Origin of the sequence: Sphingobium sp. B1D7B (genome assembly GCF_025961965.1) — a bacterium.
Lineage (GTDB): Bacteria > Pseudomonadota > Alphaproteobacteria > Sphingomonadales > Sphingomonadaceae > Sphingobium.
Genome location: NZ_JAOQOR010000001.1, coordinates 2,616,656 through 2,628,679 on the forward strand (window position 1 = coordinate 2,616,656; position 12,024 = coordinate 2,628,679).

The 12,024-nt window shown below is 64.5% G+C and carries 12 protein-coding genes and 1 riboswitch; of the genes, 4 read left to right on the top strand and 8 right to left on the bottom strand.

The features are described from left to right. The first annotated feature begins 105 nt into the window (after nucleotides 1-105). From M2336_RS12180 to M2336_RS12190, 3 genes are all read left to right on the top strand, one after another. Entirely contained in the window at nucleotides 106-3,045 is a 2,940-nt protein-coding gene (locus M2336_RS12180) for a TonB-dependent receptor plug domain-containing protein (RefSeq protein WP_264572727.1), read from the top strand. A 71-nt stretch (nucleotides 3,046-3,116) separates the two neighbouring features. Continuing rightward, nucleotides 3,117-4,793, top strand: a complete 1,677-nt coding sequence (locus tag M2336_RS12185) for a CocE/NonD family hydrolase (RefSeq protein ID WP_264572728.1) — start codon at nucleotides 3,117-3,119, stop codon at nucleotides 4,791-4,793. Between the two features lie 221 nt (nucleotides 4,794-5,014). After that, on the top strand, nucleotides 5,015-5,434 hold the full coding sequence (locus M2336_RS12190; RefSeq protein ID WP_264572729.1) for a MerC domain-containing protein: 420 nt from the start codon (nucleotides 5,015-5,017) through the stop codon (nucleotides 5,432-5,434). 6 nt (nucleotides 5,435-5,440) lie between these two features. On the opposite strand, the gene M2336_RS12195 is transcribed toward M2336_RS12190, so the two are convergent. The 3 genes from M2336_RS12195 to M2336_RS12205 all read right to left on the bottom strand — a co-directional run bounded on the left by M2336_RS12195 (nucleotide 5,441) and on the right by M2336_RS12205 (nucleotide 7,529). Then, a complete protein-coding gene (locus M2336_RS12195; protein ID WP_264574870.1) occupies nucleotides 5,441-6,364 on the bottom strand; it encodes a homoserine O-succinyltransferase in 924 nt (307 codons plus the stop codon). 36 nt (nucleotides 6,365-6,400) lie between these two features. Then, nucleotides 6,401-6,505, bottom strand: a riboswitch (SAM-I-IV-variant riboswitch). Between the two features lie 43 nt (nucleotides 6,506-6,548). Continuing rightward, nucleotides 6,549-6,923 carry a nuclear transport factor 2 family protein gene (locus M2336_RS12200; RefSeq protein ID WP_264572730.1) on the bottom strand — a complete coding sequence of 125 codons (375 nt, stop codon included), beginning with the start codon at nucleotides 6,921-6,923 and terminating at the stop codon, nucleotides 6,549-6,551. 12 nt (nucleotides 6,924-6,935) lie between these two features. Next, nucleotides 6,936-7,529: a LysE family translocator gene (locus tag M2336_RS12205; protein ID WP_264572731.1), complete on the bottom strand. Its 594-nt coding sequence runs from the start codon at nucleotides 7,527-7,529 to the stop codon at nucleotides 6,936-6,938. A gap of 86 nt (nucleotides 7,530-7,615) precedes the next feature. On the opposite strand from M2336_RS12205, the gene M2336_RS12210 reads away from it, so the two are divergent. Then, nucleotides 7,616-9,004, top strand: a complete 1,389-nt coding sequence (locus tag M2336_RS12210) for a PLP-dependent aminotransferase family protein (RefSeq protein WP_264572732.1) — start codon at nucleotides 7,616-7,618, stop codon at nucleotides 9,002-9,004. A gap of 13 nt (nucleotides 9,005-9,017) precedes the next feature. Here M2336_RS12210 and M2336_RS12215 read toward each other — a convergent pair whose 3' ends face one another. The 5 genes from M2336_RS12215 to M2336_RS12235 all read right to left on the bottom strand — a co-directional run bounded on the left by M2336_RS12215 (nucleotide 9,018) and on the right by M2336_RS12235 (nucleotide 12,004). Next, the gene (locus M2336_RS12215) at nucleotides 9,018-9,566 is read right to left on the bottom strand and encodes an AAA family ATPase (protein WP_264572733.1); all 549 of its coding nucleotides are present in this window, start codon (nucleotides 9,564-9,566) and stop codon (nucleotides 9,018-9,020) included. A gap of 9 nt (nucleotides 9,567-9,575) precedes the next feature. Beyond that, nucleotides 9,576-10,325, bottom strand: coding sequence for a 2OG-Fe dioxygenase family protein (locus M2336_RS12220; RefSeq protein ID WP_319801643.1), 750 nt, complete (start codon nucleotides 10,323-10,325; stop codon nucleotides 9,576-9,578). Between the two features lie 106 nt (nucleotides 10,326-10,431). Next, nucleotides 10,432-10,914 carry a DUF421 domain-containing protein gene (locus M2336_RS12225; RefSeq protein WP_264593032.1) on the bottom strand — a complete coding sequence of 161 codons (483 nt, stop codon included), beginning with the start codon at nucleotides 10,912-10,914 and terminating at the stop codon, nucleotides 10,432-10,434. After that, nucleotides 10,914-11,426 carry a hypothetical protein gene (locus tag M2336_RS12230; RefSeq protein ID WP_264572736.1) on the bottom strand — a complete coding sequence of 171 codons (513 nt, stop codon included), beginning with the start codon at nucleotides 11,424-11,426 and terminating at the stop codon, nucleotides 10,914-10,916. Before M2336_RS12230 ends, M2336_RS12225 begins: the two co-directional genes overlap by 1 nt. An 8-nt stretch (nucleotides 11,427-11,434) precedes the next feature. After that, entirely contained in the window at nucleotides 11,435-12,004 is a 570-nt protein-coding gene (locus M2336_RS12235) for a CinA family protein (protein WP_264593033.1), read from the bottom strand. Between the last annotated feature and the right edge of the window lie 20 nt (nucleotides 12,005-12,024).

A 12,024-nucleotide genomic window follows, 5' to 3' on the forward strand; every position in this document is an offset into this window, starting at 1 on the left:
CATCGTTGTTTTTCCAGCATGTCGAACGGGGGCGGGCATTGTCTTTGCGCGCGCGTCGTTCGGCAAAGCTTGTGCCTAGTGCCTGATCAGGAGAGGAGATTGTCCATGTCCCCATTCATTACCCGTTCGCGCGTTTTGAGGGCCGGTGCCGGTGCCAGCCTGAGCGCTCTCGCGCTCGGCATGGCTTTTGTCGCCACGCCCGCTTTCGCCCAGGACGCCGCGCAGCCGCAGGATGATGAGGCTGGCGAGGCGATCATCGTCACCGGCTCGCGCATCGCCCGCACCGGCTTCGATCAGCCCACGCCCGTCTCCGTGGTTGGCGGTGAGCAGATCGCGCGCCAGGCTGCCGTCAACGTCGCGCAGGTGCTGAACGAGCTGCCGTCCTTCCGTCCGCAGGCGACGCCGAGCACCAACGCGATCTTCGCCAACAACATCGGCGCCTCCACCGCCGACTTGCGCGGCCTCGGCGCCAACCGCACGCTCGTGCTCATCAATGGCCGCCGCGTGGTGGCTTCGACCGTGCAGGGCAGCTCCTTCGCCAATGCCGGCGCGGTTGACCTTAACATCATCCCGACCTCGCTGGTCGAGCGCGTCGATGTGGTGACCGGCGGTGCCTCGGCCGCTTACGGCTCGGATGCCGTCGCCGGCGTCGTCAACGTCATTCTCGACACCAACCTGACCGGCCTCAAGGGCTCGGCGCAGTACGGCATCAACGATGCAGGCGATGGCAAGGAATATCAGTTCGCGCTCGCCGGCGGCATGAGCTTCGCCGGTGGTCGCGGCCACATCATCGCGGGCGTCGAGTATTCCGATAATAAGGGCACCGATGGCTGCTATTCGCGCGACTGGTGCTCGCTGGCTTACAACACAGTCGCCAATCCGCTCGTTAACCCCGCCAATCGGAGCCTCGGCCGCGTCGGCGCGGGGCTGCCCGCCACGCTGATCCTGCCGAACACGCGCACGGCGACGGCGTCCTATAATGGTCTCATCGTCTCCGGGCCGGCTGCGAACGCGGCAGCCTTCAATGCGTCGGGTCTGCGCGGCATGGAATTCCGCCCGGACGGAACGCTCGTGCCGCATGATTATGGCACCTATTACGGCGTGCCAATCTTCCAGAGCGGTGGTGGCGATGCGCGTCAGGCTTTCTACGAAAACTTCCCGATCGCCGCGCCCGTCGAGCGCCTCAATGGCTTCACCCATCTGAAGTTCGAAGTGGCTGACGGCGTCGAGTTGTTCGCCGAGGGCTCCTACAGCCGCGTCAATGGCTCCACCATCGGGGCGCAGCGTCGCGACCTGGGTTCGCTGGTGATCCGCGCCGACAACGCCTTCCTGCCGGATTCGGTCGCAGCCACCATGGCGAGCGTCGGCCTGCCGTCCTTCAACATGGGTCGCGTGTGGAACGACCTCGGGCCGCAGCGTTCGACCGTGAAGCGCGACACCTACCGCGCGGTCGTGGGTATCAATGCTGAAATGTGGGGCGACTGGAAATTCGATGCTTATTACCAGTTCGGCCGCACCGACTACTGGCAGCGCGGCTACAACACCTCGATCACGCCGCGCCTGCAGTTTGCCATCGACGCCGTCGATCAGGGCGAATTCAACGGCGGTCCTGCCAACGGCAACATCGTGTGCCGCGCAACCCTGCAGGGCAACCCGGCGGCTGCTGGCTGCGTTCCGCTGAACCCGTTCGGTGAGAACAACTTCTCGGCCGCCGCCAAGGCGTGGACGCATGGCACGGTGGAGCAGGACACGCGGATCACCCAGAACGTCGTTGCCGCATCGATGAACGGCACGCTGTTCCAGGGCTGGGCCGGTCCGATCAAGGCCGCAACGGGTGTCGAGCTGCGCCAGGATATCGCGCGGGGTAATGCCGATGCGATCTCGCGGGCGCTGCAGTTCTACACGGGCCCGGGCGCGCCGATCGACGGCAAGGTCGATGTCTTCGAGGCCTTCGGCGAACTCGACGTTCCCGTCGCGCCGGGCGTCTATCTGAACGGCGCTCTGCGTTACACGGACTACTCGACTAGCGGCGACGTCATGACCTGGAAGGTCGGTGTCGAGGCTTCGCCGCTGGACTGGCTGCGTGTGCGCGCGACGCGCTCGCGTGACATTCGTGCGCCCAACCTCTTCGAGCTTTTCGGGCCGCTGCAGACCAGCTTCCAGAACGTTCGCCCGAGTGAAGGCGGTCAGGTGCTCACCTCCGTGCTGCTCGGCGGCGATTCCACGCTGGTGCCGGAAGAAGCCGATACCTTCACGGTCGGCGTCGTCCTGCAGCCCGATCTGGGCAGTGCCGGTCGCCTGCGCTTCTCGGTCGATTACTTCGACATCAAGCTTGATAAGGCTGTGTCGCAGCTAGGTGCGCAGGTCATCGTCGATGGTTGCGAGCGCGATGGCATCCAGGAATATTGCAGCCTCATCACCCGCGGTCCGGTCGCTCCGGGGCGCCGTTTCGGTGATATCCAGTCGATCGTGAACACGAACGTGAACCTGGGTAGCTTGATCACGCGCGGTTGGGACATCGAGGCCGCTTACACGCTGCCGGTCAACCTGTTCGGGGGCAGCATCTCGCTGCGCGGCATGGCGACGATCATCGACGACCTGATCACCAACTCCGCCAGCGGTACGGTCGATCGTGCCGGCATGAACGGCTCGCCGGTTTCGCAGCCCTCGGGCATGCCGCGCTACATCATCAACGGCTATGTGACGTTCAATGCGGAGCCTGCCACGCTGCAGGTGCAGGTCCGTCACATCTCCAGCGGCACCTACAACAACTCGCTGATCGGGCCCGGCCAATATGGCTATGACCCGAACCTCGATAACAGCGTCAACGACAACTACATCGCGCCGTGGACCTATGTGAACCTGAACGGCAGCGTCGCGGTCTGGAACCGTGGCGACCAAAAGATGGAGATATTCGGCGCGATCAACAATCTGTTCGACAAGGATCCGCCGGTGGACGCACCGTCCAGCTTCGGTCCGACCAACAACGTGCTGTATGACGTGGTTGGCCGTTCCTACCGCATCGGTGCCCGGTTCAAGTTCTGATCCGTTAATGATGTGCCCGGCGGTCGAACTGACCGCCGGGCATTTTTAATTTCCAGACGAGAGGATTGTCGATGAGCGATACGGCCGGCTTCACGCTGATCATGCAGGACAGCATTGATCCCACGACAGCACCGGGCAAGCCGCCGCTGCCGCCGATTGCCCATGAGCAATGGGAAGAGGACGGCCTCCTCATCGACCGCAATATCCAGGTGACGCTGCGCGACGGCGTTCACATCTATGTCGATCTTTATCGTCCCGCCGATGCCGCCGCTGGCCCGCTGCCCGTGCTTCTGGGGTGGAGCCCTTATGGCAAGCATGGCCTGTCCGATAAGCTCTTCCCGCCCCATTCGGGCGTGGAGGCTGGTTGGATGTCCCGCTTCACCGCCTTCGAGGCGCCCGATCCGGCCTTTTGGTGTGCGCATGGCTATGCCGTGTGCAATGCGGACTCGCGCGGCATGTGGCAGTCCGAGGGCGAGGTGCGCCACAACGGCCTCGGCGAGGGCGAGGATTGCTATGACCTTATCGAATGGCTCGGCGTGCAGGATTGGAGCAATGGCAAGGTCGGCATGACCGGCGTCTCCTATCTCGCGGCGATCCAGTATCTCGTCGGTCAGCTCAAGCCGCCGCATTTGGCCGCCATCAATCCGTGGGAAGGCTTCTCGGACTGGTATCGCGAATTCGCCTATCATGGCGGCATTCGCGAGACGGGCTTCCTGCCGCGCGGCAGCAGCAATCTGCGCTTTGGCCATCAGCGCTACGAGGATACCAACGCCAATGTGCAGGCGCATCCGTTGTACGATGCCTATTGGGCGAGCAAGGAAGTCGACCTGTCGGCCATCGACATTCCGGCGCTGGTCGTGGGCAGTTGGGCGGATCAGGCACTGCATACCCGTGGCACCTTCGAGGCCTTCCGCCAGTTCTCCTCGCCGGACAAATGGCTGATTGGCCATGGCCGCAAGAAATGGGCACATTATTATATGCCCGAGAGCAAGGAGCTGGCCCGCGTCTTCTTCGATCGCTATCTCAAGGGCGTCGAGAGCGGCCTTGCCGACTGGCCCAAGGTGCTGCTCGAAGTCCGCGAAAGCGCGCAGACATGGACCATGCGCGGCGAGCAGGAATGGCCGCTGGCACGCACGGTCTACACGCCGCTCTATCTCGATGCCGCGACCGGCACGATGCAGGGCGAGCCCGTGGGCAATGCAGCCAGCGCCTCCTATGATCCGCTCGACGAAGCCGGCGAGGCCCGCTTCGATATCCGCTTCGACACGGATACCGAGCTGACCGGCTATATGAAGTTGCGCCTGTGGGTGGAAGCGCAGGGCGCGGACGACATGGATCTGTTCGTCGCGCTGCAGAAGCTCGATGCCGATGGCAATGCGGTGGGCATGACCTTCTACGCCTTTTTCGAAAATGGTCCGGTAGCATTGGGTTGGCTGCGCGCCAGCCATCGCGCGCTGGATGAAGCACGCTCGACGCCGTTCCAACCGGTCCACAGCCATCTCGTTGAGGAGCCGCTGGAGCCGGGCGTTCCGGTGCCGGTCGATATCGAGATCTGGCCGTCCTCCACGCTGTTCCGGGCGGGCGAGCAATTGCGCGTCGTCGTGAAGGGCATGGATATCTATCGCGAGGGCCTGCCGATGCTGCCCTTCGCGCGCCACGAAGAACTGCGCAACGCCGGCACGCATATCATCCACACCGGTGGTCAGTATGACAGCCACCTGCTGGTGCCGGTCATCCCCAAGGCGTGAATGCGAACGCCCGCGACGTGGAGTTTTCCATGTTGCGGGCGCGCTCGCGCACCTAAATGCTAGCGGAACTGAGAGGGTAGGCGGCTGCGCGTTGTTCAGGCTGCCGCGCCCTGATTGGCGGCGCGTAGCGTTTGAATAGCGGGCTGCTTCAGAGGTAGCGTTCCGACCAATTAAATGCTCCATGCCTTGAAAGACATGATATACCATATCATAATGGTGGCATGAAATTGAATCATGTAGCCGCCGCATCTCCCCTCACGCAAACCCGGAGCAGAAACGACTGGCTGGACGGCTTTGCCGTCTGCGCCTCCGTCGCCTGCATGATCCACTGTCTGGGACTGCCGCTGCTGCTGGCAGCCCTCCCGGCCTTCGCCGATCAGATCGATCCGGGCGAGAGCTTCCACGCGATCGTCCTCGCGCTCGCGGTGCCGACCAGCGCCTTCGCGCTGGTGAGCGGTTGGCGCAGGCACCGGGCGCCCGTGCCCTTGGCGATCGGCGCGGTCGGCCTGGCGCTGATGGCGGTCGGCATCCTGTTCGCCAGCCGGGAGATTCTGGAAACGGCGATCACGGTCTCGGGCAGCCTGCTGCTCGCGGGGGCGCACATCGCCAACTGGAGGCTACGGCGTGCGCGGAACCGGTGATGTCCTTCACGACACCGGCAGTGGCTCCCGCCCGACATGCGCAAGGTCGAACGCGGTGGTTTGATAGGCCTCGTTGATCCAGTTGGCGAACAGCAGATGGGCGTGGCTCCGCCAGCTGTTCAGCGGCGGACGCGCTGGGTCATTCTGCGGGAAATAGTCGACAGGCAAACAGGCCCCGCCATCGCGGGCATATTCCCGCGCGAGCGTCTCCGTATCATATTCCAGATGGTTGAACATGTGCAGCATGTGTCGGGGCTCGTCATAAACCAGACCCGCGCCTGTTCCGGGCGCATCGGCCAGGACCTGCAGATGCGGCGCCGTCTCCAGCTCCATCCGCGGCACCTCGGTCCAGCGCGACACCGGCACGTCGAACACGTCGGACATGCCCCGCAGATATGGCGAGGTCGGCAGGCGATTGCGATGCGGGAAGATCCCGAACGCCTTCTGCTCCAAGGTGCGCTTGCGTAGGCGATGGAAGTGATAAAGCGCCGCCTGCGCCGCCCAGCAGATTGTCAAGCTGCGGTGGACATGCGTCTGCGTCCAGTCGAAGATGTGGGTCAGCTCCGGCCAGTAGCGCACATCCTCATAATCGAGCCGCTCCACCGGCGCTCCGGTGATGATGAAGCCATCGAACCGCTCATGGCGTACCGCGCTCCAAGGCCGATAGAAGGCGGCCATATGATCGGCGGAGGTGTTGCGGGTGGCGTGATCCGTAATCCGCACCAGCGTCAGCTCGATCTGGAGCGGCGTGGCGCCGAGCAGCCGGGCGATCTGCGTCTCGGTGCTGATCTTGTCCGGCATCAGGTTCAGCAGGCCGATCCGCAATGGCCGGATGTCCTGCCGCGTTGCGGTGCCTTCGTCCATGACGAGGACGCCTTCCGCTTCCAGGGTACGGCGGGCGGGAAGGTGGTCTGGTATCTTGATCGGCACGGTGCGTCGGTCCTTGTCCGGGTCGACGCTGAGTGGCTTGATCCGCATAATTGCCGTTCGGCCACATCCTCCTTGCGGAGTGCCACCTTGCCCGGATTGGCAGGTTGGCGTTGGGCGTCGCCCCAACTCTTGATGTACGGAGCCTGCTAGACGCTCGCGCGGGCTTTGGCAACCGCGCCTGCTATCAGGCTGTGAGATCGATGCCGAAAAAGGCCTCGCCTTCCACCTGCTTGCCATCCACGAACCGCATCGTCTCCAGCGCGCGCCGGGATCGGCCATTGCGTTGCGCGAGATAATGGACGTCCAGCACCTGTGCCTCGATGTCGCACACCGCCGCGAGGAGGGTGAAGTGCATGTCCGTGGTGACCGCAAGCGCATCGGACCAATAAGCGCGCAACGCGGCCTTGCCCTCGATAATGGGCGAGCCGGCAATCTCCTTGGCCAAGGGACTGATGAAGCGCGCGTCCTCGGCGAAGTGCGCCAGCACGGCCTCCAGATCGCGCGCGTTCCAGTTGGCGATCCACTGGGTCGCAAAGCGCATCATTTCGTCGCGTGTCATGCGCCTATCTCCCTAGATCAGAAACAGCAGAGCGGTGAGCGCCGTCATGATGGCCATGGTCCGCACGAACATGGTCATGGCCTTGCGACTTTCGAGCAATTCGCGCGCGCCGGCGCCCATGGCCGCCCAGCCCGCGATGGAGGGCAGGCCGATCAGCGAGAAAGCCGCGACGATCACCGCAAGCTGCAGACCCAGCGGACGGTCCGGCACGGTAAAGGTGGCAATGGCCGGCACGGTGATGGCCCATGCCTTGGGATTGATGAACTGGAAGGCCGCCGCCTGCCAGAAGGTCATCGGATGCGCGCCTTCACGCCGGGCCATGCCTTCGGACTGCCAGAGTTTCACCGCAAGCCAGGCCAGATAGGCTGCGCCCCCGATGCGCAGCACCCAGCGCAGGATCGGCCAGGCTTCGAAGATCGCGCCAAGGCCCAGCCCGCTCAAGGCCAGCATCGCCGCACAACCGAAATTGATGCCGAAGATATGGGGCAGTGTCCGCTGGAATCCGAACACCAGCCCGGATGAGGCGAGCATGATGTTATTGGGGCCAGGCGTGGCCGTGCAGACGAAACTATAAAGCGCCAAAGGCGCGAGCAGGCTGGTATCCATGATGATCTCCCGCTTCCGGAAATGATCGCGATTGATCCATGTGTCAAATGTGATATTGCACCGGTTCAATCGAGCGAGGATGATGGATGAAGGACTGGCGGCCGGAGGTGTCGGGCGACGACGCGCCGATGTATGAGCGTCTGGTGGCAGCGCTGGAGCGCGATGTGCGCGAGGGGCGGCTCGTCCCGGGGGATCGCCTTCCGCCGCAGCGCGACCTTGCCCATCGCCTGGCGCTGAGTGTCGGGACGGTCAGCCGCGCTTATGTCGAGGCGGAACGGCGGGGCTTTATCTCCAGCCATGTCGGGCGCGGTTCCTTCGTCGCGGACCGAGCGCGGCCGCAATCGCCGGCCGAGGCGGGCGGGCCATTGGACATGGCGCGCAACATTCCGCCGCTCGCGCCTGCCGAGCGCTGGATCGGTGAAGGGTTGAGCCGTGTGCGACAGCGCGCGGATCTGGCGACAGCCGTCAATTATGCCCCGCCCGAGGGGCTAGAATCCATCCGGGAGGCCGGAGCCTCCTGGCTCCGCCGTCGCCATGGCGTTCAGCTCGCCACGCGGGATCGCGTGATCCAGTGCAATGGCGGCCAACACGGCCTTGCGCTGGCCTTCGCAGCGCTGGCGCGGCCCGGCGATACGATCTTGTGCGAGGCGGCTACCTATCCCGGCATCCGGACGCTGGCCGATCACGCTGGTTATCGCCTGCGCGGTGTCGCCATGGATCAACGCGGACTCGAACCTGAGGCACTGGCCCGCGCCGCCCGCGAGACCGGTGCGCGGGTGGTGGTGTTGATCCCGACCCTGCAGAACCCTACCACCATCACGCTCGATGCCGCGCGACGCGCAGAGATCATCGAGGTGGCGCGCGCGCGGGATCTGATGATCGTCGAGGACGATGCCTATCGTGTCTTCGCGGATCGGGACGCCCCGGAGAGTTTCGCCGATCTGGCGCCCGAGCGCACGCTGATGGTGGCCGCCGTGTCCAAGGCCGTCGCGCCCGGCCTTCGCCTCGGCTTTCTGCTGCCGCCGGCGGATGCCGGGGTTCGCGACCGATTGCTGCTCGGTGTCCGCGCCTTTGGTTATACGCCGCCGTCCTTGGGCGGTCTGGTGTTCAGCCAGTGGGAGCAGGATGGCACGGCCGATCGCATCGCCGACGAGCTGGTCGCAGAGACGGAGATGCGGACACAGCTTGCCCGCGACATTCTGGGCAAGGCCATGGCCGTGCCGGGCGCGGCGCGCAGCCTGCATGTGTGGATGCCGATGCCGATGCTCGATGCCGAGCGCCTGAGCGCCCGCGCCCTGCGTGCCGGCATTGCGCTCACCCCGCCCGATGCGCCGGCCGTCGATCCCTGTGCGCCCTCGGGCGTGCGGCTGTGCCTCGGCGCGATCCCGTCACGGGATCGTCTCGAGCAGGCGCTTCATGAGGTGGTGGAAATGCTGACGCCGGCCGGCGACAGCGCCGCGCGGGGGCTGGTGTAATGGGCGATCGTCGTCAGGCTGACGCGTTGGCGCTGATCCTGCGCAGCACGAAATCCCCGCGCTCGTCCGGAGTCGTAAGCGGTAGCGGCACGAGATTATATCCAAGGTCGGAATAAACCCGGGCCATGACCTCATGGGTCGCCACGGCTTCTGACCAGTCCTGTTTGCGCTCGGCATCCTGCGCATAAATCTCCGCCCAGGGCGGGGCGATGAAGACGTCGTTATTGTAGCGGTGCGCGCTGGCGGTTCGGTGCAAATTGTCGGGAATGGGAAGGCCGCACAGGGCGCGATAGCCGATCACGTCCGGGATGCCCCGGTCGAAGAGAATCGGGCCGGATTGTCCCTTTGCGGTCTCATAGGACGTCACGTCGAAGGCCAGCATCTTCTCCGCAAACGCCTCCCGGTCGGCCCAGGGCAGGGCGCTGCCGCCTGCGGCCATCTGTTGCTGGATGATCGCGCGCCCGGCCTCGGCCATGGTCGCGATACCGTGCCGGGCCAGCGCATCGAGCAGTGTGGTCTTGCCCGATCCGGGGCCGCCGGTGACGATGAAGAAGCGATCCACGCCGGCCGCTCAGCGCCGCGCGGCGTTCGCAAAGGTCAGGACCAGCGTATCCCGCCAGGCCGGCAGATCCCCGGCTTCCGACTGGATCGGCGTGGTTCCGTGGCGCACCTCTCCATCATCGAGGAGCAGCGCCTCGCCGGCGTGCGCGAGCCGGTGTTCGAGCAGGCACGCGCCCGAAACAGTTTCGACGCGGGTCTCGCCGCCGGAATAATTGCTGCCGCCGACCAGCAGGATTAACACCCAGTCGCGTCCATCCTGATGCATCCCCTCAGGGGTCGGTAGGCCGGGGAGGTCGGGCAGGGCCTCAATGCGAAACTGATGGGCCTCGACCATCCATGGGTGCTCTTCGCAACCGCTGGCCTGCGAAATGCGCGCCGCAGTATCCCGCATCAGATCTTGCAACAACGCGCTCTCGGCCTGTTCGTCCGCCATGGGGGCAAACCAGCGTTCGACGCCGCCATTCAAGCGATTGTGATCGCGATCCTGATAATGGGAGCGATGCGGCAGGCGCGCGCAGGCGTCGCCATCGATCTCAAAGGCAGCGTAGCGGCGGCGGCGGTAGGTTCCGCCATCGGCCATCCACATGTCGCGGGGCAGGTCATGCCAACTCTGCGCGAACGAGCGCCATTCGGGCCGGGCAGGGAGCGCCAAGTCGCCGGGCTGCAGCAGCAGGGCTGTGGGACGAGTTAGGGTCTCGTTGTGTGGCCTCATAGGGTGAGACCGGCGTGGTCGCGAATGCGCATGATTGAACCAATACATTAGTTCGTCTGATCAGCAGGCCTGCTGATACAATGACACCGGCCCGTGGGCAACCCTGCCGCGTTCGCTCAGCCGGAAAGATCGGCCGCGCGGTCAGCGGAGCCGGTCAAACGGCCTTGTCATCATCTTCCTGCTTGGCCGGCCCGTCCTCCTTCTTCGCGATGAAGCTCATTTTGCCATTGGGTTCGAGAATGGCCCAAGCGACCTCGGATATGTTTGCGATACCAGCCAGCCGCATCTCGATTTCAACCTCGGCCCGGGTTACGCGATCACGGCGCATGTTGGGGGTAATCAGTTCCCCATCCTTGATCAGCACGCGCGGTACGCCTTCCAGCAGCCGTTCGGCGCGTGGGGAAAGATAGGTGATCCAGCTCAGCGCCAGCGCCCAGAAGGCAATGGTGCCAATGGCGAGCGCGGCGCCGGTCATGCTGAGATCGTTGTGGGTGATGCCCTGCTGGACGAGATCGCCCATCACCACTAGCAGCACCAGTTCGAACGGCGTGACCTGACTGAGTTCGCGTTTGCCCAGCAGCCGGAGCAGCATGTACATGATGGAGAACATCACGCTGGCGCGCAGGATGATATCCATCAGGGCAAGACCTTGATGTGGACGGGCAGGGCAGCGAGTTCGCGGTCCCCGTCGAGGGCGGCGATCTTGCCGCGCGTGCCGGCGAACAGCGGCGGGTTGATCTGCCCGTCGATCTTGAAGCGGAAGGTCTCGCCGGGCTTTGCCTCGCCGAAGGAGAACTGACGAGAGCCGTCTTTGTAACGTTCTTCGCTTGCGGCCGGGATCATCGTGTTGATCGTCATCTCCCGCCAGAGGTCATCCGACACGGCAATCACCAGATCGCCGATCGGTTTGCGCGGCGTCACCTCGACGATGGTCTCGAAAACCATGCCGTTGCGCAGCGTTTCCGGCGTTTGCACGAGGAGGGTGATGCGGTCGTTCGAGCTTTTGCGCACGACAGGGGCCTGCCCCGCAAACAGGCCGGTCAGACCGGCGCCCAAGATCACTGTGAGCAGGACCAGCGGCCAGGGATTGGCCCGCCGGCTGTTGCTCTCATGCTCCTGCGTGATGCCATCGGGTGCCGGTGTCGCCATGGGTGGCCTCACGCGACCTGCTGAGGATCGGCGACCACCTCGGCGAACATCTCGCTCAACATGGCAAGCGCAACGCGCAGGCATTCGATCCTGGTCGCGCCGCGCCCGATGTCGCCGAAGTGATGGACGCTGTGGCGCGTATCCGCCCCATGCGCGGCGCAGGCGAAATGGACCAGCCCCGGCTCATCGTCGGAGGCACCGGGGCCGGCAAAGCCGGTGATCGCAATCGCCAGTCGCGCTTTGGATCGGCGCAAGGCCCCTTCAGCCATCGCGCGCGCGACGGGTTCGCTCACCGCGCTGTAATCCTCGACAAACTTATGGCTGAGCCCGAGCAGATCGCATTTGGCATCCTTGCTGTCGACGACGAAGCCCCGGTCAAAGGCATTACTGGTCCCCTCGATATCGGTCAGCAGCGATGCGAGCAGCCCCCCGGTGCAACTTTCTGCAGTGGCGATCCCAATCTCCGCCTGACTGGCGGTTTCGAGCACGGCCATGGCTGCCGCAATGATGTCATCGGGTAGTGCCGGGGATAGGGTCTCGGCATAAGCTTCTGAGGGTTTCTCCTGCGGAAACATCATCTCTCGACCTGTTGTCCTTA